The 25,794-nt window shown below is 63.2% G+C and carries 23 protein-coding genes and 2 pseudogenes; 19 read left to right on the top strand and 6 right to left on the bottom strand.

Annotated features, from left to right (window positions below; genetic code table 11):
* Window positions 1-307 precede the first annotated feature (307 nt).
* On the top strand, window positions 308-1,522 hold the full coding sequence (locus tag ACWPWQ_RS11685; RefSeq protein ID WP_117403192.1) for a pyridoxal phosphate-dependent aminotransferase: 1,215 nt from the start codon (window positions 308-310) through the stop codon (window positions 1,520-1,522).
* Window positions 1,523-1,586: 64 nt separating this feature from the next.
* On the opposite strand, the gene ACWPWQ_RS11680 is transcribed toward ACWPWQ_RS11685, so the two are convergent.
* Window positions 1,587-3,062 carry a YfcC family protein gene (locus tag ACWPWQ_RS11680; protein WP_454009834.1) on the bottom strand — a complete coding sequence of 492 codons (1,476 nt, stop codon included), beginning with the start codon at window positions 3,060-3,062 and terminating at the stop codon, window positions 1,587-1,589.
* Window positions 3,063-3,224: 162 nt separating this feature from the next.
* The gene (gene fabV, locus ACWPWQ_RS11675; protein ID WP_202045139.1) at window positions 3,225-4,418 is read right to left on the bottom strand and encodes an enoyl-ACP reductase FabV; all 1,194 of its coding nucleotides are present in this window, start codon (window positions 4,416-4,418) and stop codon (window positions 3,225-3,227) included.
* A gap of 259 nt (window positions 4,419-4,677) precedes the next feature.
* Here fabV and ACWPWQ_RS11670 point away from each other — a divergent pair, with 259 nt between their 5' ends.
* On the top strand, window positions 4,678-5,124 hold the full coding sequence (locus tag ACWPWQ_RS11670; protein ID WP_454009833.1) for a DUF4124 domain-containing protein: 447 nt from the start codon (window positions 4,678-4,680) through the stop codon (window positions 5,122-5,124).
* A gap of 84 nt (window positions 5,125-5,208) precedes the next feature.
* Here ACWPWQ_RS11670 and ACWPWQ_RS11665 read toward each other — a convergent pair whose 3' ends face one another.
* Window positions 5,209-7,629: a beta-glucosidase gene (locus ACWPWQ_RS11665; protein WP_454009832.1), complete on the bottom strand. Its 2,421-nt coding sequence runs from the start codon at window positions 7,627-7,629 to the stop codon at window positions 5,209-5,211.
* Window positions 7,630-7,927: 298 nt separating this feature from the next.
* Here ACWPWQ_RS11665 and ACWPWQ_RS11660 point away from each other — a divergent pair, with 298 nt between their 5' ends.
* The 3 genes and pseudogenes from ACWPWQ_RS11660 (at window position 7,928) to ACWPWQ_RS11650 (ending at window position 10,588) form a co-directional block, all read left to right on the top strand.
* Window positions 7,928-8,965 carry a helix-turn-helix domain-containing protein gene (locus tag ACWPWQ_RS11660; protein WP_454009831.1) on the top strand — a complete coding sequence of 346 codons (1,038 nt, stop codon included), beginning with the start codon at window positions 7,928-7,930 and terminating at the stop codon, window positions 8,963-8,965.
* Between the two features lie 309 nt (window positions 8,966-9,274).
* Window positions 9,275-10,048 (top strand): annotated as a pseudogene (locus tag ACWPWQ_RS11655) (PAS domain-containing protein); the annotation flags it as partial.
* A gap of 96 nt (window positions 10,049-10,144) precedes the next feature.
* Entirely contained in the window at window positions 10,145-10,588 is a 444-nt protein-coding gene (locus ACWPWQ_RS11650) for a methyl-accepting chemotaxis protein (RefSeq protein WP_330847454.1), read from the top strand.
* 80 nt (window positions 10,589-10,668) lie between these two features.
* On the opposite strand, the gene ACWPWQ_RS11645 is transcribed toward ACWPWQ_RS11650, so the two are convergent.
* Window positions 10,669-10,866, bottom strand: coding sequence for a hypothetical protein (locus ACWPWQ_RS11645; protein ID WP_139434130.1), 198 nt, complete (start codon window positions 10,864-10,866; stop codon window positions 10,669-10,671).
* A gap of 61 nt (window positions 10,867-10,927) precedes the next feature.
* On the bottom strand, window positions 10,928-11,824 hold the full coding sequence (locus ACWPWQ_RS11640) for a DMT family transporter (RefSeq protein WP_454009830.1): 897 nt from the start codon (window positions 11,822-11,824) through the stop codon (window positions 10,928-10,930).
* Between the two features lie 111 nt (window positions 11,825-11,935).
* Here ACWPWQ_RS11640 and rsxA point away from each other — a divergent pair, with 111 nt between their 5' ends.
* From rsxA to gloA, 8 genes are all read left to right on the top strand, one after another.
* Window positions 11,936-12,517: an electron transport complex subunit RsxA gene (rsxA, locus tag ACWPWQ_RS11635; RefSeq protein WP_005326871.1), complete on the top strand. Its 582-nt coding sequence runs from the start codon at window positions 11,936-11,938 to the stop codon at window positions 12,515-12,517.
* Between the two features lie 4 nt (window positions 12,518-12,521).
* Window positions 12,522-13,088 (top strand): electron transport complex subunit RsxB, encoded by a 567-nt coding sequence (gene rsxB / locus ACWPWQ_RS11630; protein WP_005326872.1) that lies wholly within the window; start codon window positions 12,522-12,524, stop codon window positions 13,086-13,088.
* Between the two features lie 14 nt (window positions 13,089-13,102).
* On the top strand, window positions 13,103-15,184 hold the full coding sequence (rsxC, locus tag ACWPWQ_RS11625) for an electron transport complex subunit RsxC (protein WP_454009829.1): 2,082 nt from the start codon (window positions 13,103-13,105) through the stop codon (window positions 15,182-15,184).
* A gap of 3 nt (window positions 15,185-15,187) precedes the next feature.
* A complete protein-coding gene (gene rsxD, locus ACWPWQ_RS11620) occupies window positions 15,188-16,240 on the top strand; it encodes an electron transport complex subunit RsxD (protein ID WP_042648615.1) in 1,053 nt (350 codons plus the stop codon).
* Between the two features lie 124 nt (window positions 16,241-16,364).
* A complete protein-coding gene (gene rsxG / locus ACWPWQ_RS11615; RefSeq protein ID WP_202045131.1) occupies window positions 16,365-16,997 on the top strand; it encodes an electron transport complex subunit RsxG in 633 nt (210 codons plus the stop codon).
* A 38-nt stretch (window positions 16,998-17,035) separates the two neighbouring features.
* A complete protein-coding gene (locus tag ACWPWQ_RS11610) occupies window positions 17,036-17,794 on the top strand; it encodes an electron transport complex subunit E (protein ID WP_283941501.1) in 759 nt (252 codons plus the stop codon).
* A 30-nt stretch (window positions 17,795-17,824) separates the two neighbouring features.
* The gene (gene nth / locus ACWPWQ_RS11605; protein ID WP_139434134.1) at window positions 17,825-18,466 is read left to right on the top strand and encodes an endonuclease III; all 642 of its coding nucleotides are present in this window, start codon (window positions 17,825-17,827) and stop codon (window positions 18,464-18,466) included.
* Between the two features lie 193 nt (window positions 18,467-18,659).
* Window positions 18,660-19,067, top strand: a complete 408-nt coding sequence (gloA, locus tag ACWPWQ_RS11600; protein ID WP_025326535.1) for a lactoylglutathione lyase — start codon at window positions 18,660-18,662, stop codon at window positions 19,065-19,067.
* Between the two features lie 88 nt (window positions 19,068-19,155).
* On the opposite strand, the gene ACWPWQ_RS11595 is transcribed toward gloA, so the two are convergent.
* On the bottom strand, window positions 19,156-20,787 hold the full coding sequence (locus ACWPWQ_RS11595; protein ID WP_454009828.1) for a methyl-accepting chemotaxis protein: 1,632 nt from the start codon (window positions 20,785-20,787) through the stop codon (window positions 19,156-19,158).
* Between the two features lie 334 nt (window positions 20,788-21,121).
* Here ACWPWQ_RS11595 and ACWPWQ_RS11590 point away from each other — a divergent pair, with 334 nt between their 5' ends.
* From ACWPWQ_RS11590 to ACWPWQ_RS11565, 6 genes and pseudogenes are all read left to right on the top strand, one after another.
* Window positions 21,122-22,051: a ZIP family metal transporter gene (locus tag ACWPWQ_RS11590; protein WP_454009827.1), complete on the top strand. Its 930-nt coding sequence runs from the start codon at window positions 21,122-21,124 to the stop codon at window positions 22,049-22,051.
* 18 nt (window positions 22,052-22,069) lie between these two features.
* Window positions 22,070-22,200: pseudogene (locus ACWPWQ_RS11585) on the top strand (ZIP family metal transporter); the annotation flags it as partial.
* 204 nt (window positions 22,201-22,404) lie between these two features.
* Window positions 22,405-23,163, top strand: a complete 759-nt coding sequence (locus ACWPWQ_RS11580; protein ID WP_454009848.1) for a substrate-binding periplasmic protein — start codon at window positions 22,405-22,407, stop codon at window positions 23,161-23,163.
* A 109-nt stretch (window positions 23,164-23,272) separates the two neighbouring features.
* On the top strand, window positions 23,273-23,965 hold the full coding sequence (gene mtnN, locus ACWPWQ_RS11575; protein ID WP_226173113.1) for a 5'-methylthioadenosine/S-adenosylhomocysteine nucleosidase: 693 nt from the start codon (window positions 23,273-23,275) through the stop codon (window positions 23,963-23,965).
* Window positions 23,966-23,991: 26 nt separating this feature from the next.
* Entirely contained in the window at window positions 23,992-24,924 is a 933-nt protein-coding gene (locus tag ACWPWQ_RS11570) for a cobalamin biosynthesis protein CobD/CbiB (RefSeq protein ID WP_454009847.1), read from the top strand.
* Window positions 24,917-25,756, top strand: a complete 840-nt coding sequence (locus ACWPWQ_RS11565) for a cobalamin-binding protein (RefSeq protein WP_454009826.1) — start codon at window positions 24,917-24,919, stop codon at window positions 25,754-25,756. Before ACWPWQ_RS11570 ends, ACWPWQ_RS11565 begins: the two co-directional genes overlap by 8 nt.
* Window positions 25,757-25,794 lie beyond the last annotated feature (38 nt).

Here is a 25,794-nt window from a genome sequence, read left to right as displayed (position 1 = left end):
GTCGGCAGCAGGGGTTGGAGCAGATTTTTACCCCAGCCAATCGTGCCAGATGGGGTGGATAATTCAATACACTCTTGCTGCTTTATGAACCTCCCCCTCATCTTTCACTAGTCTCTCGCGAGAGAGGCAAACGATCCTGCTGAATTTAACAGACTGGCAACCCTGTTTCAGGGGTAAATATCAGGGATTTATTCCATAAATTAGATTGTTCTAGCATTCAATTCTGTGAAGAATAGGGGTAGAGAAATTTGATACTAAAAAAAGCTTTTCTGCCAACGCGCCCCCAGGGGAAGGAATCACGCTCACCATGTTCACTATCGACAAGTCGCACAAGCTCGACGATGTCTGCTATGACATTCGCGGCCCGGTGCATAAAGAGGCCCGCCGTCTCGAGGACGAAGGCCACCGCATCATCAAGCTCAACATCGGCAATCCGGCCCCGTTCGGCTTCGATGCGCCTGAAGAGATCATCAAGGATGTGATCCTCAACATGCCCCAGAGCCAGGGCTACTGCGACTCCAAGGGGCTCTTCTCGGCCCGCAAGGCGGTGATGCAGTACTACCAGCAAAAGGGGATGCGCAAGGTCGACATCGACGACATCTACATCGGCAACGGCGCCAGCGAGCTCATCGTGATGGCGATGCAGGCGCTGCTCAACAACGGCGACGAGATGCTGGTGCCCTCCCCCGACTACCCGCTCTGGACCGCCGCCGTCACCCTCTCCGGTGGTCATGCGGTGCACTACCGCTGCGATGAAGGGGCCGACTGGTATCCGGATCTGGACGACATCCGCGCCCGCATCACCCCGCGCACCCGCGGCTTGGTGCTGATCAACCCCAACAACCCGACCGGCGCCGTCTACGGCAGCGAGTTCCTGCTGGAGGTGATCGAGATCGCCCGCCAGCACAACCTCATCATCTTCGCCGACGAGATCTACGACAAGATCCTCTACGACGACATCTCCCACACCAGCGTCTGCACCCTGTGCGACGACGTCATGGTGGTAACCTTCAACGGCCTCTCCAAGGCCTACCGTGCCTGCGGCTTCCGTCAGGGCTGGATGGTCATCACAGGGCCCAAGGGCCGTGCCAAGGGCTACATCGAGGGGCTGGAGATGCTGGCCTCCATGCGCCTCTGTGCCAACGTGCCCATGCAGCACGCCATCCAGACTGCGCTTGGTGGCTATCAGAGCATCAACGAGCTGATCCTGCCGGGCGGCCGCCTGCGCCGCCAGCGGGACAAGGCCTGGGAGCTTTTGAACGAGATCCCCGGGGTCTCCTGCGTCAAGCCCAAGGGGGCGCTCTACATGTTCCCGCGCCTCGACCCCAAGGTGTACGACATCCGCGACGACCAGAAGATGGTGTTCGATCTGCTGCAGCAGGAAAAATTGCTGCTGGTGCAGGGCACCGGCTTCAACTGGCCCGCACCGGATCACTTCCGCCTGGTGTTCCTGCCCCGGGAAGAGGAGCTGGAAGAGGCCATCGGCCGCCTCGCCCGCTTCCTCAAGGGCTACAAGCAGTAAGCTCCGCCCATGATAAAGGCTCCCTCGGGAGCCTTTTTGTTATCTGTCGTCTTTATCCGTGCCATCAGCCGTGGAGCAGGGCCCCGGCCACCAGCACCCCCATGGTGATGAGGGCAACGCCGATGATGAAGGGCAGCACCCAGCGCACGAAGCGATCGTAGGGGATCCTGGCGAGCGCCAGACCGGCCACCAGGTGGGCGGCGGTGGGGGCGAACAAGTTGATCCAGCCGGAGGCGGACTGATAGGCGGTGATCACCAGATCCCGGGAGATACCTGAGAAGTCCGCGAGCGGCCCCATCAGCGGCATGGAGACGGTCGCCAGCCCCGAGGTGGAGGGAATGAAGAAGCTCAGGATGATGTGCACCAGATAGGCCATCAGGATGAAGACCGACGAGGAGAGTCCGGTCACCAGCCCTTCGGCCCAGTGCAGAATGGTGTCGATGATGACGCCCTGCTCCATCACCACATAGATGCCCCGCGCCACCGCGACCACCAGGGCCACCCCGATGAGATCCCGCGCGCCGTTGAGGAAGGTCGCCACATAGTTGGATTCGGGCATCCGATTGATCAGCGCAATCAGGATGGAGGCGCTGAAGAACAGGGTGGAGAGCTCGTCGAACCACCAGCCAAGGGTGGGCAATAGATCGATCCCCAGATCGGACCAGGGCACCACCGCATAGATCATCAGCAGGAAGGTGCCGAAGAAGACCAGCATGGTGAGCTTCTGCTTGCCGCTGAAGGCGAGGTTGCCGCTCTTCATCTGGGAGAACTCGTCGTCATAGGCGATGTCGGCCAGCACGGAGCGGGACTTGTCCTGCTGCACCTGTTTGGCGTAGCGCATCACGAACCAGGAGGCGAAGATCACCAGCAGCAGCCACTGGATGACCCGCAAACCAATCCCCTCACCGATGGGTATGCCGGCAAAACCGGAGGCGATGCCGGTGGCAAAGGGGTTGACGGTGGAGGCCAGCACCCCGACCCCGGAGCCGAGCAAGATGATCCCCGCCGCCACCATACGATCGAAGCCAGCGGCCATCATCACAGGCACGATGAGCGCCCAGAAGGCCACCGTCTCCTCCGCCATACCGAAGGTGGAGCCGCCAAGGGCAAAGAGCGCGATCAGCACCGGGATCAGCAGCCGCTCGCGGCCGGCGAAGGCGCGCACTATGGCCCCCACCCCGGCATCGAGCGCCCCGCTCTGCATGGTCACCGCCAGAAAGCCGCCGATGATGAGCACGAAGAGCGCCACGTCGGCCGCCTTGTGAAAGCCCTGGATCGGCGCCTTGAGCACCTCGAACACCCCCTGCGGGTGGGCGGGCAGCTCGGTGTAGCTGCCGGGCACCGGCAGCAGCCGCTCGTCGCCGCTGTAGTCGGCCACGGCCGCCGCCGCAACCGGCTGCTGGGTCTTGGCGGTCACATAGTTGTACTTGCCCGCCGGCAGCACCCAGGTGAGGGCCGCCATCAGGGCGATGATGATGAAAAGCAGGGTATAAACGGTGGGGAGTTGGCGCTTCTTGGGCGCCTCGGTTGATGTGGTCATGGCTTCCGTTCCTCGGCAATGCCGTCATGTGATCCAAACAGCGCAAGACTAGCGGGTTTGTTCGGGGAAAAAGGTGATCACGGATAATAAACCTGCGGCAACCGCTTGAATGAGCGGCAAAAAAACAGGGCCCCGCAGGGCCCTGTCGTCACATGGTCAGGCTCAGAGCTCGACCACGTCGAATGTCACGTCCGGATTCACATCCGCATCGTAATCCACCTCGTCCAGACCGAAACCGAACAGGCGCAGGAACTCCTGCTTGTAGCCGGCGTAGTCGGTGAGCTCACAGAGGTTCTCGGTGGTGATGGAGGGCCAGAGATCGCGGCAGGTCTGCTGCACGTCTTCACGCAGCTCCCAGTCATCCATGCGGATGCGGGCCTGCTCGTCCAGTGCCAGCTCCTCGCCATAGAGACGGGTGCGCAGCATGCGATCCACCTGCTCCATGCAACCCTCGTGAATGCCCTTCTCCTTCATGATCTTGAAGGCCATGGAGATATAGAGCGGCATCACTGGAATGGCGGAGGAGGCCTGGGTCACCACGGATTTGAGCACGGCCACGTGGGCGGTGCCGCCCTTGGCGGCCAGATCGCCACGGATGGCGGCGGCGGCGCGGTCCAGATCTTCCTTGGCGCGGCCCAGGGTGCCATGCCAGTAGATGGGCCAGGTCAGATCGGTGCCGATGTAGGAGTAGGCCACGGACTTGGCACCGTCGGCCAGCACGCCCGCATCACGCAGGGCAGCCATCCACAGCTCCCAGTCCTGACCGCCCATGACGGTGATGGTGCTCTGGATCTCTTCCTCGTTCGCCGGCTCGACGGTGGCGGTGATGATCTGATCCTTGTTGGTGTCGATGGCGGTGGAGGTGTAGACCTCGCCGATGGGCTTGAGGGCGGAGCGCACCACTTCGCCGGTGTCCGGCATCTTGCGCACCGGGGAAGCCAGGGAGTAGACCACCAGATCGATTTGACCCAGATCCTGCTTGATGAGCTCGATCACCTTGGCACGGCACTCGTGGGAGAAGGCATCGCCGTTGACGCTCTTGGCGTAGAGGCCGGCCTCTTTGGCGGCCTTGTCGAAGGCGGCGGAGTTGTACCAGCCGGCGGAGCCCGTCTTGGTCTCGGAGCTCGGCTTTTCGAAGAAGACGCCAATGGTGGCGGCGCCGCTACCGAAGGCAGTGGCAATCCGGGAGGCCAGACCATAACCGGTGGAGGCGCCGATCACCAGTACCTTCTTGGGACCATTCTCGATGGTGCCCTTGGCCTGGGTGTAAGCGATCTGGCGACGAACATTGGCTTCACAACCGACCGGGTGAGTGGTGGTGCAGATAAAGCCGCGAACCTTGGGTTTGATAATCATAGGGGTCTCGGATCCGTTAAATGGATGAAATCGGGGCATAAGATACCTCATTGTGGCCCGCTATGGTGCTCTGATGTGTTGAACTGCCGGGAAAACCGGCCAACATCCCGCCGTTTGGCACGACAACCGAGCACCCAGCGTGCAGGAAATGAGGACAGGGCGACACGGGCAACCCCTCGCTTTCATTGCGGGTGTCGGGGCGATTGTCTGACCCGGCGCCATGTACTAGTGTGCAAGGGGAGGATTCAAGGAGGAGCCTATGTCACGCACCCTGGTCATCTGCCTCACCCTGCTGGTGGCAGCCACCCCGCTCTCTGCCGAGGTCTACAAATGCACCGTCAACGGCAACATCACCTTCAGCGACATTCCCTGTACCGGTGACAGCGAGCCGGTACGGATGAACATCTTCACCCCCTCGCCCGAAGAGGTCGAGCGGGCGAACAAGCGAACCCGGGATATAGAGGAGAACCTGGCCAGCGGTCGGAAGCAACGCCAGCTTGAGGCCCTGCGCACCGGGATGGGCGCCAGGGATCAGAAGATGCCCCCTGAGATAGCCGGTGAGCGCAATGACCAGAGGGCGACGACCGAGACAAGCGATCTTGAGGACAGAGTACGCTCTTCCGGGATGCAGGGCGTGGCGCACCAATACCAGGACGAGATGGAGACGCTGAACAAGCAGATCTCGACCCTGCAGCAGAAGAAATAGACTCAGGTTCCTGGCTGACCAGAGTACCGGGACGGTGAAGCGGACATGAAAAGGGGGAGCCAAGACTCCCCCACACTTTTTCGCTCAATACTGCGTTTCGAAAGAGGCCTCCGTCACCCCGGCCGGCAAGGCCAGAGCCCCCGGCGTGGTCTTGCTGACCACCAGTTTGCTGCTCACCGTGAAGGTCTGCGGCGTGACGCTCCCCACCTCGGAGGAGGGTGCGACATAGACCTTGTAGACCCCGGGTTCGATGATCCACTCGCTGTTGGCGTTGTCGAAGCTGGCGAGCCAGCTGGCCGGGATCTCGAAGTTCAGGGTTTCGCTCGCCCCCGCGGCCAACAGCTGGGTCTTGGCAAACGCCTTGAGCTCGATGGCCGGCTTGCTGAGGGTCCCAGCCGGGGCTGCCACATAGACTTGAGCCACCTCCCGACCAGAGACACTGCCGCTGTTGTAGACGGTAGTGGTCAGGGTCACCTTGCCACCGGCCTCGGATAGAGAATTGCTCTGTACAGATGTATTTTTGTAGTTGAATTGCGTGTAAGAAAGACCGTGGCCGAAGGGATAATTCACCTCCTTGCCGAAGGTCGCGTAATAGCGATACCCCACATAGATGCCTTCGTTGTAGTAGTGGGTGTCGATCTTGCCATCCCCGTCGGTATCCGTGCCCGGGAAGCCCCCAGACGAAGGCACATCCTGATAGCGCATGGGGAAGGTCTGGGTCAGCTTGCCGCTCGGATTGACAGTCCCCGACAACAGGTCGGCGATGGCATTGCCCGCCTCCTGCCCCGGCATGTAAGCCAGCAGGATGGCATCGACCTTGTCCTGCCAGGCGCTGGTGTCCATGACGCCGCCGATGTTGAGCAACACCACTACCTTCTTGCCAAGGCTGTGGAAAGCACTGCTGACGTCGTCGATGAGCGTCTGTTCCACATCGGAGAGCAGATAATCCCCCTTCCCGCTCAGGCGATCCTCCCCTTGCGCCGAGTTGCGACCAAGGGTGATGACGGCGACATCATTGCTGGCGGCATAAATCGCTATCTCGGCCTGGCTCAGGGATGGCTCAGGGCAGCTAACTATGGTCGAGATGCCGCCAAAGTCGCTCGTGCTCTTGTTCTGCTCGAAAAAGGTGCGATAGAAGTCCGCGAGCCCGGTGTCGACGCTGAACTGCCGGGCCAGCCCGTCCACCACATTGACGGTATAGGCCGCGTTCACGTCGCCGCTGCCGGCGCCGCCCTTGAGAGTATTGACCTGAGTGATCCCGAAGGAGGCCAACTTGATCCCCTTCGCCAGGGGCAGGCTGCCCAGCTCGTTTTTCAGCAACACCATGCCATCACTGGCAGCCTGGCGCGATAACCTGGCATGGCCAGCCAGATCCGGCGCATTGCTGGCGATAACCCCCTGGTTCGATGGCATCTTCAGTACCTGGGTCAGGATTCGCACCGCCCCCTGCCTGATGTCATCCGCGCTCAGATCGCCGGCGGCATAGGCCTCCTGCAAGCCGGTCAGGGCATCGCCGTAGCCATAGGGCAGCGCCGGGCCACCGGGTTCGATAAGATCGTTGCCGGACTTGATCATGTCCGCATAGTGGCCATCACCCGACCACCAGTCACTCACGACGAAGCCTTCAAACCCCCATTCATCCCGCAGCACCCGGGTATTGAGATCCGCCCACTGGCCCGTGTAGGTGCCATTGACCTTGTTCATGGCGGTCATCACGGCCCAGGGATTGGCGTGCTCCTCGGCGTACTGGAAGCCCCGCAGGTAGATCTCCCGGATGGCCCTTGGGGAGATGATATTGTCGACGATGGATCGGGAGGTCTCGGCGTTGTTGGCGATGAAGTGCTTGATGGTGGTGCCCACCCCCTGGGCCTGGGCTCCGTTCACCTCGGCAGCCCCCATCACCCCGGACACCAGGGGATCTTCGGAGAAGTATTCGAAGCTGCGCCCATTGAGAGGGTCACGCTGAATGTTCATACCGGGGGCAAGCCAGACATCCAGCCCGTACTCTTTGACCTCGTTGCCGATGGCGGCCCCCACCTGCTTGACCAGGCTCGCATCCCAGGTCGACGCCAACAGAGTGCCCACCGGGAAGGCGGTGCCGTAGAAGGTACCGGTTTCCCCCTCCCGGGTCGGCGTGATGCGCACCCCGGCGGCGCCATCGGCCAGCTTGCTGGCGGCGATGTCGAGCCCGGAGTCGGCGTTGAACACGCCGCTGATGTAGCCCACGCTGCCCGGCACGTCACCCTTGAGGTTGTTGATCGCCTCCTTGTTCACCTCAAGGCCGCGGCTGGTAAACACGTAACCCGGTCCCACCAGCATGCCCAGCTGTTCGTCGTGGGTCATTTTGGCCACCATGCCTTCCGCCAGGGTCCGATAATAGGCATTGTCCTTGACCACCTCTTGCGGCGCCGACGAGCTGTTGTCGTTGCACCCCTGAGCCCCAAGGATCAGCGCGACGGCGATGGCAAGGGCGCTCCATTGATACCCTTTATTGTTATGCTGCATATAATTCCCTTTCATTCCATTATTCAGGTGAATAAACAAACCGAACTAGCCAGCGCAGCTTAACGCGAGGGCCAGGGTGCCTGCTTTGCATGGGGGAGCAGCCATTTTGCATTGGGGAGTGGGACGCCAATATCACCACGGCGGTCACAACGTTACCTTTGGTTACAGTTACCGACACTCGGTTGCACTGCATTTGATCTGACTCTCAGTTATCCCTTGCATAACATGCCTTAATTTTCCCGAACAGCAGGATGCTGCGGGGCCACGACAGGCATGTTTCCGGCATGAGGAAATAAAGATGGGAAAGAGCGTTTCAAATATCATCGCCAGATCGACGCTCTATCTATTAGAAGAGGGTGGCGTCAATACCGACGCCATAAAAACACTGTGCCAACTCAGCCAATATGAGCTGGATAGAGCGGATGGCCGGCTCTCACAAAGGCAGCATCTGCGTTTTATCAAGGCGACATCGGCATATGACTTCTTATGGCAGGAGCGCCTGTCGCAAAGCCATTCCCCCGCATCGCTCATCGACGGTGCCTATGAGATGTTTCCCGATCTCGTCGGTTATTGCCTCAACCAGCCGACGGCCGAGGAGGCTGTGCTCGGTTATATCCACAACCGGATCATCATCGGCAATTGCGACCATTTCACCATCGCCCAAGCGGACGACCAACTCGCCATAACCTATGTCGAAGACCAGGAGCTGGTGCAGCGCAACCACTCCGCCATCGGTAATTTCATGTTGCTGAAGGAGTTGGTGCGCCTCTATGCTCCCGGGGTGGAGACCACCGTCAGCTTGCGCGGGGCAGCGGAGCCCGGCCGCAAGCAACTCGACGAGGGCTTCGGCTGCCATTGCCAGTTTGATCAGACGGCCAACGTCATCCACTTCAAGAGCGCCGCCCTGACGAGCCGGGCCGAGCACTATCTTCCGCTGCTCAACCGGAATCAGCACCAGCAGATCAGCCGCAGAGTCGCTGCGCTGGAATATGAGCAAGGATTCTCGACCCTTGTCATGTCATTGCTAGAAAAGGCCATCGAAAATAACTGTCTCAATGATGAAGCCAGCTTCATGGAATATATTTGTGGCCTGATCGGCATGAGTCGTTGGACCATAAATGCCAGACTCAAGCAGGAAAATAGCCATCTCAGCATGTTATTAAAAAATGTACGCATTAAAAAAGCCTGCGCCTGGTTGGCCGAAACCGACATGAGTATTCAGGATATCAGTGAGCGACTTCGCTTCTCTTCCCTCTCGGTATTTTCACGCTTCTTCTCCACCCACATGGGCACCCCGCCATTGCATTATCGGCGTCGGCTCGGTCAAGGTGGTTAACGACTCGCAATAGTCGGCGCTCTGCCAATAAACACCCTAGTGGACATGGCGCCAAATGCAGCGTGGCCGCCCCATCGTCAGTGCCAATTGATACATATTTATGACAAAACTGGCTCGAAGTTGAGCGCCGTGGATAATGGCACCCGTCTGGAGCCCGCCTGAGAAGCAGGGATGCAGAAGAAAACAATTAATCGAGATTAAAAATTAAAAAACTTCAAAAAGTTAAGCCGGAGTCGATTAAGGTTCATGGGGCAGCAATGTTATTGTTAATTCACTCAGATTACTGTCGGTCTGTCATTCAAGGGTCTCATGGAGGAGCTCCGTATGTTCTGGAATCACAAAGCAAGCAAGGAAGCGAGTGAACAGGTGGTGAAGATGGCGGAGCTGGGGGCTTTCGAGCAGGCCATCCAGTCCCAGGTGCCTTTCATCCAGTTCACTCCGGCCGGCACGGTCACCTTCGTCAACGACCTCTTTCTGAAGATCGTGGGCTTTCAGCGGGAAGAGGTGATTGGCAAGCACCACAGTGCGCTCTGCTTCCCGGAGGACGTCAAGACCCGTGACTACGAGAGCCTGTGGCAGGATCTGCGCGGCGGCATCTCCCGCAACGGCCGCTTCATCCGCCAGTCGAAATCGGGCAAGGCTGTCTGGCTGGAGGCCACCTATTTCCCCATCATGATCGATGGCAAGGTGGCACGCGTCGCCAAGGTCGCCTCGGACGTGACCCAGCAGCAGTCTTCCCTCGAGCGCACCCAGGCCCTGCTGGCGGCGCTCGACAAGTCGCTGGCGGTGATCGACTTCCAGCCGGACGGCACCGTCATCACCGCCAACCAGAACTTCCTCCACTGCTTCGGCTACCGGCTGGAGGAGGTGGTCGGCAAACACCACCGCCAGTTCTGCGACCCCGAGTTCTACCAGAAAAACCCCAACTTCTGGCGCGATCTCGGCTCGGGGGACATCAAGTCCGGGCTCTTCATGCGCCTCGGTCACCGCGGGGAGAAGATCTGGCTGGAGGCGACCTACAATCCCATCTTCAACCACGAGGGCAAGGTGGTCAAAATCATCAAGCTGGCGAGCGACATCACGGAGCGGGTCGAGAAATCCATCTCCACCCGGGAGGCGGCCCAGAAGGCCTGCGCCATCGCCAGCGAAACCGTCACCAGTGCCGCCAAGGGGCGCGAGGTGATCGACAAGGTGCTGGAGACCTCCTCCCACATCAACACCTCGGTCAACGAGGTGAGCAAGCAGATAGATCTGCTCAATCAGCAATCCAAGAGCATAGAGTCCATCATCTCCACCATCAGCGGCATCGCGGATCAGACCAACCTGCTGGCACTCAATGCCGCCATCGAAGCTGCCAGGGCCGGCGAGCAGGGCCGGGGGTTTGCGGTGGTCGCCGACGAGGTGAGGCAGCTGGCGGCCAGAACCTCGACCTCCACCAACGAGATCGTCTCCGTCATCAAGCACAACTCCGACATCACCTCCAAGATCACCCAGACCGTCTCCGTCGTCTCAGGCAAGGCGGTGGCGGGGCAGGATCAGGCCAACATCATCGCCGACGTCATCAAGGAGATCATCGAGGACGCCAACTCGGTCTCGGACACCGTCAAGAGCCTCTCCATCTGAGCTCGGTGCGCACCATCCAAAAACAACGCGGGGCCAGGCCCCGCGTTGTTTTTTGCTCATCCAAGACACGCCAAGAGCCGTCAATCCCCTCCCTGCAGATAATGCCTCGCCTCCTCGTCGGCCTGACCCAGGGCCAGCTCCCACAACTCGGCGATGCAGAGCCCCTCCTCCCCCACCGCCGCTTCCTCCAGGGCCTCCAGGGCTCTGGCATCGGCCAGGGTAAAAGGGTGGTGGCTCAACAAGGTCTTGGCCTCGGCCAGCAACTTCATGTCGCTCATGGTGTGGCTCCTTCATGGCCAGCATAGGCCCCTGTCCAGACTGTAGCCGATCGGGGGAAAGTCAACTCTGGGCGGCGGCGCTGCGCACCCGGTTTTTGCCCGCTGGCAACTGACCGACCCCGATGCCGGCCAGCACGGCGGCGCAGGCAACCCATTGCAGGGCACCCAGCGTCTCCCCCAGCAGCAGATAGGCGAGCAGCAGGGTAAAGACCGGGATGAGGTTCACATAGGCGGCCGCCAGGGTCACTTTCACCTGAGTGACCGACCAGTTGTAGAGCAGATAAGCACCGAGCGTCACGAAGGCGCCGAGGAAGAGGATGACCCCCATGTCCTGCCAGTCCCATTCCGCGGGCCAGGGGGCACTGAAGGCGAAGGGGGCGAAGAAGAGGGTACCGACGAAGGCCTGCAGGGCGGTCAGGGTCAGCACGCCGTAGCGGCTGGAGAGCTTCTTGAACACCACCGAGTAGGTGGCGGCGCAGAGCATGGCCCCCATCTCCAGACTGTTGCCGAGCAGGGCGTTGGGAGCGAACTCTTCCGCCCCCTCGGCCAGCCCCAGCAGGGCGATGCCGCAGATGGCGATGGCAAAACCCAGCAGCTGGCGGCGGCTCACCCGCTCTCTCAGCAGCACGAAGGCCACCAGGGCCACCATCAGGGGCAGCAGCGCACAGACCATGCCCGCCTGCCCGGCGCTGGTGTAGCGCAGGGCATTGACCTCCAGCAGGAAATAGAGGCAGGGCTCCAGGGCGCCCATCAGGGCCAGCCAGCACCAATCCCCTTTTTGATAGTGGAAGTTGCCGAGGTGACGGTAACACAGCAGCCAGCAACAGGAGGCCACCGCCATGCGCATAAACAGCACCTGACCGAAGGACCAGACCTCCAGCACATGTTTGAGGGCGATAAAGGAGCTGGACCAGAGCAGCATGGCCAGGGTGAGGGTCAGTATGGGTAACGGGCGCACAATGCCTCCATGAATTGGGCCCCCGAATAATAACCATACGGCCTTGCGGTTGTCTAAAGGCACCTAACATCAGATAATACTGCCGCCTTCACACCGGAAAACCCATCGTCAATGACTGAGTACCTGCTTTTACTGGTCAGTACCGTGCTGATCAACAACTTCGTGCTGGTGAAGTTTCTCGGCCTCTGCCCCTTCATGGGCGTCTCCGGCAAGCTGGAAACCGCCATCGGCATGGGACTGGCCACCACCTTCGTGATGACGCTCGCCAGCGCCTGCTCCTATCTGATGGAGCACTATATCCTGATCCCGCTGGACATCGCCTATCTGCGCACCCTGGGCTTCATCCTGGTGATCGCCGTGGTGGTGCAGTTCACCGAGATGGTGATCCGCAAGAGCAGCCCGACCCTCTATCGCCTGCTCGGCATCTTCCTGCCCCTCATCACCACCAACTGCGCCGTGCTGGGCGTCGCGCTGCTGAGCATCAACGAGCGTCACAACTTCATCCAGAGCATCATCTACGGCTTCGGGGCTGCCTGCGGTTTCTCGCTGGTGCTGATCCTGTTTGCCGCCATGCGTGAGCGTCTGGTGGCCGCCGACGTGCCAGCCCCCTTTCGCGGCGTCTCCATCGCCATGGTCACCGCCGGCCTGATGTCCCTGGCCTTCATGGGCTTTACCGGCCTCATCAAGATATAGCGCTATGACTCACATACTCTTTGCCATCCTGGTGCTGGCCCTGCTGGCCCTGGCCTTCGGCATCATTCTGGGCTATGCCGCCGTCAAGTTTCATGTGCAGGCCGACCCCATCGTCGACCAGCTCGATGCCCTGCTGCCCCAGACCCAGTGCGGCCAGTGCGGCTACCCGGGCTGCAAGCCCTATGCCGAGGCCCTGGCCAACGGCGACAAGATCAACAAGTGCGTGCCCGGTGGCGATGCCACCATGCGCAAGATAGCGGATCTCATGGGGGTCGAGCCCCAGCCGCTGGACGGTGGCGACGAAGCGGCCGTCCCCGTCAAGAAGGTCGCCTTCATTCACGAGGACATGTGCATAGGTTGCACCAAGTGCATCCAGGCCTGCCCGGTCGATGCCATTCTCGGCGCCACCAAGGCGATGCACACCGTCATCGCGGCCGAGTGCACCGGGTGCGATCTCTGCGTCGACCCCTGCCCGACCGACTGTATCGAGATGATCCCGGTGCCGACCACGGTCGACAACTGGAAATGGGATCTGGCCAAGGTCGCCATTCCGGTCAAGATAGTGGAATAAACAGCGGAGTAACCATGCAGCATCTGCTAGAACGCATCAAAGCCGGCACCCTCTGGGATTTTCACGGTGGCATTCATCCTCCCGAGAACAAGCACCAGTCCAGCCTGACCCCCGTCGTGGACGCGGGTCTCCCCCCCCAGCTCATCATACCGGTGCGCCAGCACGCGGGCCCGGCCGGCGAACTGCTGGTGCAGGTGGGTGACAGGGTCAAGAAGGGCCAACCGCTGACCCGTCATGACAAGGGCCGCATAGTGCCGGTGCACGCCTCCACCTCGGGCACCATCACCGCCATCGAACAACACACGGTGGCGCACCCCTCGGGCCTGGACGATCTCTGCGTCATCCTGACCCCGGACGGGGAAGATGCCTGGGGTGAGCGCAACCCCCAACCCGACTACTGGAATCTGGAGCGGGGCGAACTGCTCGAGCGCATCCAGCAGGCGGGCGTCGCCGGGCTCGGTGGCGCCGTCTTCCCGACCCACAGCAAGCTCGATGGCCGCGGCCAGCTCACCGAGATCCTGATCGTCAACGGCCTGGAGTGCGAACCCTACATCACTACAGACGATCGCCTGATGCAGGAGTATGCCGACGAGATCATGGACGGCATCCGGGTGCTCAAGCACCTGCTCAAGCCCAAGCTCACCCTGATCGGGGTGGAAGACAACAAGCCGGCGGCCATCGACGCCCTGACCCGCCATGCCACAGACGAGGATGTGCTGGTCAAGTCGGTGCCGACCAAGTACCCCTCCGGCGGTGCCAAGCAGACCATAGAGCTGCTCACCGGACGCCAGGTGCCCAAGGGAGGCCGGGCGGTCGACATGGGCATCATGGTGCTCAACGTCGCCACCGTGTTCGCCATCAAGCGCGCCATCATCGACGGCGAGCCGCTCATCTCGCGCATCGTCACCCTCACCGGCGACGCCTTCAAAAAGCCCGGCAATGCCTGGGTGCGCCTTGGCACCCCGGTGCGCTGGCTGCTGCAGCGTTTCGAGCTGCAACCGGAGGCGGATCAGCGGGTCATCATGGGGGGCCCCATGATGGGCTTCACCCTGCCCCATGCCATGGTGCCCGTGGTCAAGGCCACCAACTGCCTGCTCTCCCCAGCGCCGAGCTGCCGCCCCCGGCCCCGAACAGGCCTGCCATCCGTTGCAGCGCCTGTGCCGACCTGCCCCGCCAACCTGCTGCCCCAGGAGCTCTACTGGTACAGCCGGGTCAAGGAGTATGACAAGGCCGAGAAGCTCAACCTGTTCGACTGCATAGAGTGCGGGGCCTGTGCCTGGGTCTGCCCGAGCGAGATCCCCCTGGTGCAGTACTACAAGATTGCCAAGGATGACATCCGCGAGGTCCGTGCCGAGCACGAGAAGGCGGAGCGCGCCAAGCAGCGCTTCGAGGCCAAGCAGGCCCGCTTCGAGCGGGACAAGGCCGCGCGGGAGGCTCGCCACGCCGAGGCCGCCGCCCAGCGTCGCCAGGCCATGGCCGCGGCCGGGGGGGATGATCCCGTCGCTGCCGCCCTGGCCCGCCTCAAGGCCAAGCAGGAGGCCGCCAGCGCAGAGACTCCGCCGGACAACGCCACCATGATGGCAGCCCGCGAGGCGCGCAAGCAGGAGGCGCTGGCGCGCCGCGCCGCCAAGGCGGTCGAGACCGCACAGCCGGATGATGCCGGCACGGCTGTCGTTGCCGAAGCCGATCCCAAGAAAGCGGCCATCGCCGCTGCCATCGCCCGCGCCAAGGCCAAAAAAGTGGCCCAGACTGCCGGTGACGAGGCCAGCAACACGGCTGCCACTTCGGGCGAGCCGGTGGCCGAGCCCACTGCCGAGGTCGATCCCAAGAAGGCGGCCATTGCCGCTGCCATCGCCCGCGCCAAGGCCAAGAAACTGGCGGCCGCCGCCGAGGTCGCGCCCGAGGCGCCAGTCCCCTCAAGGGACGCCGTGAGCGACACGCTGGCCGCCCCGGGCGAGCCGGTGGCCGAGCCCGCTGCCGAGGTCGACCCCAAGAAGGCGGCCATCGCCGCTGCCATCGCCCGTGCCAAGGCCAGGAAGCTGGCGGCCGACGCCGCGGCACACACCCCTTCCCCTTCGACCGACAAGAGCCACTGATCCATGTTCAATCTCGCGAGTGCGCCCTTCGCCCATAACCGCAGACAGACCCAGACCCTGATGCTGCTGGTGATCCTGGCCTGTCTGCCCGGTTTCCTGGCCCAGACCTGGTTCTTCGGCTGGGGGACCCTGATCCAGATCCTGCTGGCCCTGGTGACGGCCCTGGGCTGCGAGGCCCTGGTCCTGCGCCTGCGCGGCCGCCCTGTCAAACCGGCCCTGCTGGATGGCAGCGCGGCCCTCACCGCCGTGCTGATCGGCCTCTCCCTGCCCCCCCTGCTGCCCTGGTGGATGCTGGTGCTGGGCACCGCCTTTGCCATCATCATCGCCAAGCACCTCTATGGCGGGCTCGGTCAGAACCTGTTCAACCCGGCCATGGTGGCCTATGTGCTGCTGCTGGTCTCCTTCCCGGTCCAGATGACCAGCTGGCTGCCCCCCTCCAGCATCGCCGCCTACGGGGTCGACTTTGGGGACGCCGTCTCGGTGATCTTCACCGGCTTCAGCCTGGACGGCTACAGCCTGGCGCAGCTCAAGCAGGGGGTGGATGGCCTGACCATGGCCACTCCCCTCGACACCCTGAAGACGGGCCTGACCCAGGGGCTCACCGCCAGCGAAGTGATGACTCACGCCGTGTTCGAGGGTTGGGGCGGGATTGGCTGGAGCTGGGTCAACCTCGGCTACCTGCTGGGTGGCCTCTTCCTGTTGCAGCAGAAGGTGATCAACTGGCGCATTCCCACCGCCGTGCTGGGGGCCCTGCTGCTCTCTGCCACCCTGGGTTATCTGGCCACGCCGGACGCTACCGCCACCCCCATGCTGCACCTGTTCAGCGGCGCCACCATGCTGGGGGCCTTCTTCATCGCCACCGATCCGGTGAGCGCCAGCACCACGGCCAGGGGTCGCCTCATCTACGGCGTGCTGATCGGCGTGCTGGTCTACCTCATCCGTCGCTTCGGCGGCTACCCGGATGCCTTCGCCTTCGCCGTGTTGCTGGCCAACCTCTGCGTGCCGCTCATCGACAGCCTGACCCGTCCCAAGGTCTATGGGGATCGCCGCAAATGAGCCAGCCTCTTGCCGACAGCCAACCTCTACGTAGCCACCCCCATCGACAGCCTGACTCGTCCCAAGGTCTATGGGGATCGCCGCAAATGATCATCGCGCACATCTCACTCTCAGGAGCCTTCCCATGTTAAAGAGCATGCGCAAAAACGGCGTCACCCTGGCCCTGTTCGCCCTCGGCTGCACCGCCATGGTGGTGCTGACCAACGAGTTGACCCGGGATCGCATCGCCCACCAGCAACAGCTGGAGAAGCTGCGCACCCTGGAGGCCCTGCTGCCGGCGGGGAGCTATGACAACGATCTGGTGGCCAGCTGCAGGCTGGTCACCAGCCGCGAGTACCTGGGCAGCGATCAGCCCATGCCGCTCTACACCGCGACCCTCAAGGGGGAGCACACCGGCTATGCGCTGGAAACCGTGGCCCCCGACGGCTACAGTGGGGCCATTCGCATGGTGGTCGGCACAGATGCCAGCGGCGCCATCAGCGCGGTGCGGGTGCTGGCTCACAAGGAGACCCCGGGTCTTGGCGACAAGATCGAGCTGAAAAAATCGAGCTGGATAGAGAGCTTCGTCGGCAAGTTCCTCACCAAGGAGAACGCGGCAAGCTGGGCGGTGAAGAAGGATGGCGGCGAATTTGACGCCTTCACCGGCGCCACCATCACCCCCCGCGCCGTGGTCAAGGCGGTGAAGAATCTGCTGCTGCTGCAACAGGAGCACCCTGAGCTGCTGCAACAGGCCCCCTCCTGTGACGCCACCCCCTGACAGTGGAGCCCCGTATGGCGCATACAACGGAACAAGCAATGGAACAAGTTGATGTGATTGACGGCCAGAGCCCGGCCGATGAGGGCAACAGCCGCCGCGAGGAGCTCAAGGAGCTGATGCTGCAGGGGCTGTGGAAGAACAACCCCTCCCTGGTGCAGGTGCTGGGGCTCTGCCCGACCCTGGCGGTCTCCTCCACCTTTACCAATGCTCTGGGGCTGGGTCTTGCGACCATGGTGGTACTGGTCTGCTCCAACCTGGCCGTCTCCCTGGTGCGCAACTGGGTGCCCAAGGACATCCGCATCCCGGTCTACGTGATGATCATCGCGGCCCTGGTGACCAGCGTGCAGCTGTTGATGAACGCCTACACCTATGGCCTCTATCAGGCGCTCGGTATCTTCATCGCCCTCATCGTCACCAACTGCGTCATCATAGGCCGGGCCGAGGCCTATGCCTCCAAGAACCCGCCCCTGCTGGCGGCCATCGACGGCTTCATGATGGGGCTGGGCTTCACCCTGGTGCTGCTGTTGCTGGGGGGCCTGCGTGAGATCATCGGCATGGGCACCCTGTTCGACGGTGCCGACCTGCTGCTGGGGGAGTGGGCCAGGTCACTGCGCATCGAGCTGTTCCACGCCGATGCCAGCCTGCTGCTGGCCATTTTGCCGCCGGGGGGCTTCATCGGCCTGGGGCTGCTCATCGCCGGCAAGAACGCCATCAACGACTGGATGGGCCGCAAGCAGGCCGCCGACAAGGCGCACTGCAGCCTGCCCGCAGCCGGTGCCCGCACCACCCAGCTCTGAGGGCTGGCACCAAGACAGACATGAGACGCGATGAATAACCAAAAACGCAGAGAGATACTGGAGCGGCTGCGGGAGAACAACCCGCACCCCACCACCGAACTCAACTTCAGCTCGCCGTTCGAGCTGCTGATCGCCGTGCTGCTGTCGGCCCAGGCGACCGATGTCAGCGTCAACAAGGCCACCGACAAGCTCTATCCGGTGGCCAATACCCCGGCCGCCATGCTGGCGCTCGGGGTGGACGGCGTGAAGGAGTACATCAAGACCATAGGCCTGTTCAACACCAAGGCCGAGAACGTCATCAAGACCTGCGCCATCCTGCTGGAGCGCCACGGCGGCGAGGTGCCGGAAAATCGCGAGGCACTGGAAGCCCTGCCGGGGGTGGGCCGCAAGACCGCCAACGTGGTGCTCAACACCGCCTTCGGCTGGCCCACCATAGCGGTCGATACCCATATCTTCCGGGTGTCGAATCGCACCGGCTTCGCGGTGGGCAAGAACGTGGATCAGGTCGAAGAGAAGCTGCTGAAGGTGGTGCCCGCCGAGTTCAAGCTGGATGTGCACCACTGGCTCATCCTGCACGGGCGCTACACCTGTCTGGCGCGCAAGCCACGCTGCGGCTCCTGTATCATCGAAGACCTGTGCGAGTACAAAGAAAAGGTCTACCCGGAGAGCTGAGCAATGGGGTGCCGCCACAGCCACCCGCCTGGCTCGCACACGTCTACGGCCGTGGCTTCTGTATCCTCGAAGAGTTGTGCGAATACAAAGAAAAGGTCTGCCCGCAGAGCTGAACGACCTCCTGTCCGTTCACTGCCCGACCTCAAGACCTAGATTGAAAGCAGTCCCAATCACCAACCCGGAGAATTGAGCAATGAGAATTCTGCATACCATGCTGCGCGTCGGCGACCTGCAACGCTCCATCGACTTCTACACCCGCGTGCTGGGCATGACACTGCTGCGCAAGAGCGAAAACAGCGAATACAAGTACACCCTGGCCTTCGTCGGTTACGGTGACGAGAAGGACGAGGCCGTCATCGAACTCACCTACAACTGGGGCGTTAGCGAGTACGAGCTGGGTTCTGCCTACGGCCACATCGCCCTGGAAGCGGACGACATCTATGGCACCTGCGACGCCCTGCGCGCCGCCGGCGCCAAGATCACCCGCGAGCCGGGCCCGGTCAAGGGGGGCACCACTGTCATTGCCTTCGTGGAAGACCCGGACGGTTACAAGATTGAGTTGATCGCCAAGAAAGACACAGGAACCGGCCTCGGCGTCTGAGCCAGACCGGCACCCTCGCGGTGACGGTGACATAGCAAACGGGGCCCTGGGGCCCCGTTTTTGTTGCTACTCTGCCAGCCGCCCACCATCAGGCGAGGCGGAAGCGGCCTATGGTCTGGCGCAGGCTAGCCGCCAGCTGGCTCAGCTCCAGACAGGCGCGGGCGGTGTGATCGGCACCGGTCGCCACCTCGTTGGAAGAGTCGTTGATCCGCTCCACGTTGCGGCTCAGCTCGTCGGAAACCGCATCCTGCTCGCCGCAGGCGCTGGCGATCTGGATCGCCATGTCGGCAATCTGGCCGACCGCCTCCTCGATCTGCTGGATCCCCGAGCTGGTCTGCTCGCTCTGGCTCACGCACTGGCGGATCATCTCGCAGCTCTGGCTGGTCACCGCCTTCGCCTGGTTGGCACGGGCCTGCAGGGTTTCGATGATGGCGACGATCTCGCCGGTCGAGGCCTGGGTACGGCCCGCCAGGGTGCGCACCTCATCGGCCACCACCGCGAAGCCGCGCCCCTGCTCGCCGGCGCGGGCCGCCTCTATGGCGGCATTGAGCGCCAGCAGGTTGGTCTGATCGGCGATGCCGCGAATGACGTCCACCACCAGGTTGATCTGGGCGGATTCGCGCTCCAGCTCCGCCACCAGGGTGCCCGCCTGCTCCATCTCCTCGGCAACCCGGGTGATGGCCACCAGGGCGCCCTGCACATCCTGATTGCCGCGACGGGCCAGGGCATTGGCCGAGCTGGCGGATTCCGAGGCGACCTCGGTGTTGCCCGCCACATCGGCCACCGTCGCCTTCATCTGGGCCATGGCGGTCGCCACCAGGGAGATCTCCTGCTGCTGGCTCTGGATCCCCTGGGCCGACTGCTCGGAGACGGCGCTCACCTCCTCGATGGCGGCCCCCAGCTGGGTCACGGCGGCGACCACCTCCTCGATGAGACCGCGCAGGTTGTCCTGCATCTTGAGGGAGGCACTGGCCAGCATGCCCAGCTCATCCTGCCCTATGTGCTGGCGATCCAGCCTGTGGGTCAAGTTCCCCTGCGCGATGGCATTGGCCTGGGCGACCACGGCCTGCAACGGCAGGCAGATCTGGCGCGTGAGGAACCAGGTCATCACCCCCATGAACAGCAGCAGGGCGCCGATGCTCACAGTGGCGAAGCTCGTCACCATGTTGACGCTGCCAAGCAGGCTGCCGCGGTTCTCCTTGACGAAGCCGAGGTTCACATCCACCAGGGCGTTGACCCCCTGCTCCAGCTCGGTGTAGCTCCCGTTGGACTGGAACAGCGCGTCCCTGGCCTCCTCCTTGAGCCCCTGCACCAGCAGGCTGTCGACCCGGTTGACCGCGCTCAGGTAGTGCAGCCACTGCTGCTTGGCCCGGTTGAACACCTGGCGCTCATGCTCGGCCCCGACGGTGGCCTCATAGGCGCTAAGGGCGCGCTCCACCTTGGCCACGCTCTCCTGGATGCGGCCGCGACGGGCCTGCACATCGGCGGTGTCCTCGACCATCAGCAGGGCAAACTGGGCGCGGCGCACATAGGAGACGTCGTAGAGCAGGTTCTCCACCGAGATCACGCTCGGCAGGGTGGAGTCGGTGAAATTGAGTACCCGATCCCGTACTCCGCGCAGTTCGCTGGCGAGAAAAAGACCGAATATCACGTTGATGGCGGCGATAACCGCAAAGACCACGGCAATCTTCTTGCCGATGGAGAGGTTCTTGTAAGACATGTTGACTGGTGATCCTCGACTGCTGATAAGCAGGTGCACTGTGGCGATCACATCCGTGTAAACGGTGACCCGAGACTCCTGACGGGAAAATGAAACAACACGAACAAGCGGGGAAGAGCGTTCGCAGGCGCGCACCCTATCACAGCTGCCGCCCTCGCTCACCCTCTCGTGTTGTACAGGCCACGCCGTTTGGCATGTGCCCGGGATACAAGATCGACCGGATGACCACAAACTTGAGCCGATTGCCCCAATCGTCCCGCCATCATGGACAAACGGGAGGCCAGGTTATGTAATGACCGTCTCGTCTCTCCCAACCACAATCCCCCGAGGCCCCATGGATAATGCGTCGACCCTCAGTCCCTCCTGGTCAGTCCAACTGCGCGAGCAGATAGCGGATCGCCCCCTCATCGCCCTGGGACTGCTGCTCGCCCTGGCCGCCGTGCTGCTGCTCCTGTTGCAGAGTCTCATCCTGCTGGCGGCCGGTGACATCAGCCCCGGGGTGCGTTATGGCCTCATCGGCGGCGTCGCCGGGTTTGCCGCCACGGCACTGGGCGCCCTGCCCGCCCTGTTTCTGCGATCCGTTCCCCAGCGGGTGGAAGACGCCATGCTGGGCTTTGCCGCCGGCATGATGCTGGCGGCCAGCGCCTTCTCCCTGCTGCTGCCGGGGCTGGAGGCGGCCGAGGGGATCACAGGTGACGGTTTTCTCGCCGCCGCCGTGGTGGTGGCCGGCATGACCCTCGGGGTCTTGCTGATGCTGGGGCTGGATCAGTTCACCCCCCACGAGCACGACAAGACAGGCCCCTGCGGCCCCGGCCACGAGAGCTGCTCCCGGGTCTGGCTGTTCGTGTTTGCCATCGCCCTGCACAACCTGCCGGAAGGCATGGCCATCGGGGTCAGCTTCTCCCAGGGGGACATGGCGGTGGGGCTGCCGCTCACCACCGCCATCGCCCTGCAGGACATCCCCGAGGGGCTGGCGGTGGCGCTCGCCATGGGCGCCGCCGGCTTTCGTCCCTCGGTCGCCGTCATGGTGGCCATCGGCAGCGGCCTGCTGGAACCGCTCGGCGCCCTGCTCGGGGTCGGACTCGCCAGCGGCATGGCCATCGCCTACCCCATAGGTCTCGGGCTCGCGGCCGGCGCCATGTTGTTCGTGGTCTCCCACGAGGTGATCCCCGAGACCCACCGCAACGGTCACCAGACCCACGCCACCCTTGGCCTGATGGCCGGCTTTGCCCTGATGATGACGCTGGATACGGCCTTGGGTTGATATGGGCTTGAGAGAAGGGGCAGGATGCAAGCCGTTTTTTCCCACGCGGTGATCCCCGAGCCAATCGCTACGGCCATCAGACCCATCTCCTCCCGGGGCCGATGGCCGGCTTTGCTTTGATGATGACGCTGGATACGGCCTTGGGTTGATATGGGCTTGAGAGGCGGGGCAGGATGCGACCCGTTTTTTCCCACCCAGAGATCCCCGGGCCTGATGGTCGGTTCGCCCTGATGATGAAGCAAGATTCGGCCTTGGATTGATAACACGCTGATAAATAGCCTAATGTCTAGTTCCTTGCGTTCCTGATCCGGCTGATGATGGGTGCGCGCCCCCCTATCGAGACCCTGCATGAGATGATCGTCCGGATGGCTCTGCTGCTTTGCCTGCTTGCCCCAGCCAGTGGGGCCGTCGGTGCCACCGAGGTTTACCACACTGCGGCGCAAGCCAAGTCGGCCCCCAAGTACCTGACCCTCGCGGGAGGGAAAACAGGCGGGATCTGCGTCGATCTGTTCCGGCGGATGGAGGTGCGGGAGCCGGCCCTGCGCATCGAGGGGGATCAGACCACCCTGCCCCTCAAGCGTCTGGAGAAGAAGGTGCGGCACGGCCAGCTGGATTTCATCTGCGGCGTGGGGGACAGCCCGGAGCGCCGCAGCCAGTTCGTCTACCTGCAACCCGCCATCTTCACGGTGCGCTACCACCTGGCGGTGCGCCACGACGATCCGGTCGAGATACACCGCTGGGAGGACGTCAGGGCACTCGGTCGGCAGGGGAGCATCCTCATCAATCACGGCAGCGGCGCCATCGCACGGCTCCAGGCCATCGGCGGCCTCATCATCGACAGCGGCGGGATCGGCAGCAAGGCCAACTACGACAAGCTGTTGATGAAGCGAGGGCGCTTCGTCTACTACCGCTCCCCGGGGTTTGAATCCGATCTGCGCGAGCACGGGCTGGAAGAGCGGATCCGCATTCTCCCCACAGTGATGGAAGAGACCCCCTTCTACATACTGTTCCACCGCCGCAGCCCCCCAGAGCGGCTGGCCCTGTTTGCCAACACCTTGCAGCAGCTGGCCTCGAGCGGCGAGCTGGCCACCCTGGTCGAGCACTACCACTGACGCAGGAGATGCCCCGGCAGCCCCACAGGAATGCTCGGCGCCATCGCCAAGTTTTGTTATCATCCCCGCCAACTTTTCCGGCCCAGCGGCCATCGAGACGAGGTAGATGATGAAAGTAGGTATTATCGGCGCCATGGAGCAGGAAGTTGCCCTGCTGCGCAGCCAGCTGAGTGAACCCACCACCCTGCAACTGGGCGGCTGCGAGTTCTATCAGGGCCGTCTGGCCGGTAAAGAGGTGATCCTGACCCGCTCCGGCATCGGCAAGGTTGCCGCCAGCGTCGCCACCAGCCTGCTGCTGGAGAAATTTGCCCCCGATTGCGTCATCAACACCGGCTCCGCCGGTGGCTTCGCCCAGGATCTGCACATCGGAGACGTGGTCATCGCCAGCGAGATGCGTTTCCACGACGTGGACGTGACCGCCTTCGGTTACGAGATGGGTCAGATGGCCCAGCAGCCCGCCGCCTTCCCCTGCGATGACAAGCTCATTGCCCTGGCCCAGGCCTGCATCGCCGAGCAAGGCAAGCACCAGACCAAGGTCGGCCTCATCTGCACCGGTGATCAGTTTATGTGCAAGCCGGACGCCATCGCCAAAGCCCGCGCCGACTTCCCGCAGATGCTGGCAGTCGAGATGGAAGGGGCCGCCATCGGCCAGGTATGTCACATGTTCAAGGTGCCCTATCTGGTGGTGCGCGCCATGTCCGACATCGCCGGCAAGGAGCAGGTGGAATCCTTCGATGCCTTCATCGAGGTGGCGGGTCAACACTCCGCCGAGGTGATCATCGCGCTGCTCGGCAAGCTGTGATCGATACCCTCTCCTGGGACGCCCTGATGACCGCCCTCGCCTCGACGACGGCGGCCATCATGGTGGGTGCCGCCCTGCTGGAGGCCCTGCTGCCCTGGCCCGCGCGTTTCAGGCCCGGCGCCACAGTGCCGCTGCTGACCCGCCTCGGCCACAAGGTGTATCGCCCGGACGGTTCCCCCAGTCAGCAACGCCAGGCGGGGCTGCTGGCCCTGCTGGTGGTCTGGGTCCCCTGCGCCGCCGGCCTCTGGGCGGTGCGCAACCTCTCCCTCTCCGAACCCCTGTTCGACCTGCTGTTCCTGCTGCTGATGCTGGAATCACGCCCCCTGCGGGAGCTTGCCCAGGGGAGCCGCGCCCTGGCAACCCAGGAGACCCTGGTGGTGGCGAGGTTGCAGGCCGCGCCCTGGCTCAGACGAGAGACGGGTGCCCTGTCGGTGATGGGATTGAACAAGGCGGTGAGCGAGACCTGCGTGCTGCGCCTCGTGGGGCAGTGGGCCGGCCCCCTGCTGGGCTTTGCCCTGGCCGGGGTGCAGGGGGCCCTGCTCTGGCGCCTCGCCCAGCTGATGAATCAGGCCTGGAGCCCGAAGCAGGCGGAGTTCGTCCACTTCGGCCGCGCCGCCAGTGCGCTCTATCAGGGGCTCTGCGCCCCCGCCATACTGCTGCTGGCGCTCCCCCTCGCGCTGACCCGGTTGCGCCAGCTTGGGGGCAAGCTGCGCCTTGCCCTGCGCTGGCCCTATCCGGCCATGGGCGCCCTGCTCGGCCTGCTGGCACAGAGCACCGGCAGCCGCCTCGGGGGCCCCCGCTACTATCAGGGCCAGCTGGTGCGCCTCCCGGTGTTGGGCGATGGGAGCGAGCCCGACGCCACCCTGCCCCGGCGCCTGCTCCATCGCCTGCTGCTGATCGGCTGGGGCTGGCTTGGGCTCTCGCTGATCCTGACCCTGATGGCACTGACTCATGGCTGACCGCTTCCCCCTTCGCACCCTCTGCCTGCTGCTGTGCCTGCTCGGCTGGCCCCTGTCAGGCGCGGCGGCCACCCCGCAACGCATCATCAGCCTCACCCCCCACCTGACCGAGCTGCTGTACGACATAGGGGCCGGGGATCGCATAGTGGCCACCGACGATGCCTCCGATTTTCCCCCCGAGGTGACGCCCCTGCTACGGGTCGCCAACTATCGCAGCATCAACCTGGAGGCCCTGCTGGCCCAGAAGCCGGATCTGGTGGTGGCCTGGCGCTCGGCCCAGTCCCGCATGCTGGCCCCCGTCGAGAAGCTCGGCATTCCCGTCTTCTACTCGGAGCCCACCGACTTTGCCTCCCTGGCCGACGAGATGCGCAGCCTGGGGCGCCTGCTCGGCACCCGGCAGAAGGCCGACCAGCAGGCCGACGCCTATCTGGCCAGACTCGATGCCCTGAAACAGCGCTACGGCAAGCCCAAGCCGGTCTCGGTCTTCTATCAGCTCTGGTATCCGCCGCTCACCAGCGTCAACGACTCGACCTGGCCGGGCCACGCCATCAGGCTCTGCGGTGGCCGCAATATCATGGCGGATGCCAGCTCCCCCTACCCCCAGGTAGGGCTGGAGCAGGTGATCAAGGCCAACCCCGGGCTCATCCTGGCCGGCAGCCGGGATCCCGCCGTGCTGGCCCACTGGCGCCAGTGGTCCATGCTGGATGCCGTCAAGCAGCAGCGGCTCGTTCTCATCAACCCGGATGAGCTGCACCGTTTCACCCCGCGAGCCCTCAACGCGGTGGAGCAGGTATGCGAGGCGATCGCCGGCAGCAGCCCGCCTTCGGCCTGATCCCGGGCGTCGCAGCGGGTTGGCCCTCCGATGGCTCG

It is taken from the genome of Aeromonas sp. Marseille-Q7275, assembly GCF_965119515.1.
The sequence above is the reverse complement of the archived record's forward strand: the minus strand, read 5'-3'. Positions and strand labels throughout refer to the sequence as shown.

Excerpts from the sequence above, each read along its gene's own strand:
- ACWPWQ_RS11590 (WP_454009827.1), top strand. The coding sequence starts at position 21,122 with ATGGATAATGCGTCGACCCTCAGTCCCTCCTGGTCAGTCCAACTGCGC.
- ACWPWQ_RS11580 (WP_454009848.1), top strand. The coding sequence starts at position 22,405 with ATGATCGTCCGGATGGCTCTGCTGCTTTGCCTGCTTGCCCCAGCCAGT.
- mtnN (WP_226173113.1), top strand. The coding sequence starts at position 23,273 with ATGAAAGTAGGTATTATCGGCGCCATGGAGCAGGAAGTTGCCCTGCTG.
- rsxD (WP_042648615.1), top strand. The coding sequence starts at position 15,188 with ATGTTCAATCTCGCGAGTGCGCCCTTCGCCCATAACCGCAGACAGACC.
- ACWPWQ_RS11565 (WP_454009826.1), top strand. The coding sequence starts at position 24,917 with ATGGCTGACCGCTTCCCCCTTCGCACCCTCTGCCTGCTGCTGTGCCTG.
- ACWPWQ_RS11660 (WP_454009831.1), top strand. The coding sequence starts at position 7,928 with ATGGGAAAGAGCGTTTCAAATATCATCGCCAGATCGACGCTCTATCTA.
- rsxA (WP_005326871.1), top strand. The coding sequence starts at position 11,936 with ATGACTGAGTACCTGCTTTTACTGGTCAGTACCGTGCTGATCAACAAC.
- rsxG (WP_202045131.1), top strand. The coding sequence starts at position 16,365 with ATGTTAAAGAGCATGCGCAAAAACGGCGTCACCCTGGCCCTGTTCGCC.
- ACWPWQ_RS11680 (WP_454009834.1), bottom strand. The coding sequence starts at position 3,062 with ATGACCACATCAACCGAGGCGCCCAAGAAGCGCCAACTCCCCACCGTT.
- rsxB (WP_005326872.1), top strand. The coding sequence starts at position 12,522 with ATGACTCACATACTCTTTGCCATCCTGGTGCTGGCCCTGCTGGCCCTG.
- ACWPWQ_RS11570 (WP_454009847.1), top strand. The coding sequence starts at position 23,992 with ATGACCGCCCTCGCCTCGACGACGGCGGCCATCATGGTGGGTGCCGCC.
- ACWPWQ_RS11595 (WP_454009828.1), bottom strand. The coding sequence starts at position 20,787 with ATGTCTTACAAGAACCTCTCCATCGGCAAGAAGATTGCCGTGGTCTTT.
- ACWPWQ_RS11665 (WP_454009832.1), bottom strand. The coding sequence starts at position 7,629 with ATGCAGCATAACAATAAAGGGTATCAATGGAGCGCCCTTGCCATCGCC.
- fabV (WP_202045139.1), bottom strand. The coding sequence starts at position 4,418 with ATGATTATCAAACCCAAGGTTCGCGGCTTTATCTGCACCACCACTCAC.
- ACWPWQ_RS11610 (WP_283941501.1), top strand. The coding sequence starts at position 17,036 with ATGGAACAAGTTGATGTGATTGACGGCCAGAGCCCGGCCGATGAGGGC.
- ACWPWQ_RS11685 (WP_117403192.1), top strand. The coding sequence starts at position 308 with ATGTTCACTATCGACAAGTCGCACAAGCTCGACGATGTCTGCTATGAC.
- gloA (WP_025326535.1), top strand. The coding sequence starts at position 18,660 with ATGAGAATTCTGCATACCATGCTGCGCGTCGGCGACCTGCAACGCTCC.
- rsxC (WP_454009829.1), top strand. The coding sequence starts at position 13,103 with ATGCAGCATCTGCTAGAACGCATCAAAGCCGGCACCCTCTGGGATTTT.
- nth (WP_139434134.1), top strand. The coding sequence starts at position 17,825 with ATGAATAACCAAAAACGCAGAGAGATACTGGAGCGGCTGCGGGAGAAC.
- ACWPWQ_RS11645 (WP_139434130.1), bottom strand. The coding sequence starts at position 10,866 with ATGAGCGACATGAAGTTGCTGGCCGAGGCCAAGACCTTGTTGAGCCAC.
- ACWPWQ_RS11670 (WP_454009833.1), top strand. The coding sequence starts at position 4,678 with ATGTCACGCACCCTGGTCATCTGCCTCACCCTGCTGGTGGCAGCCACC.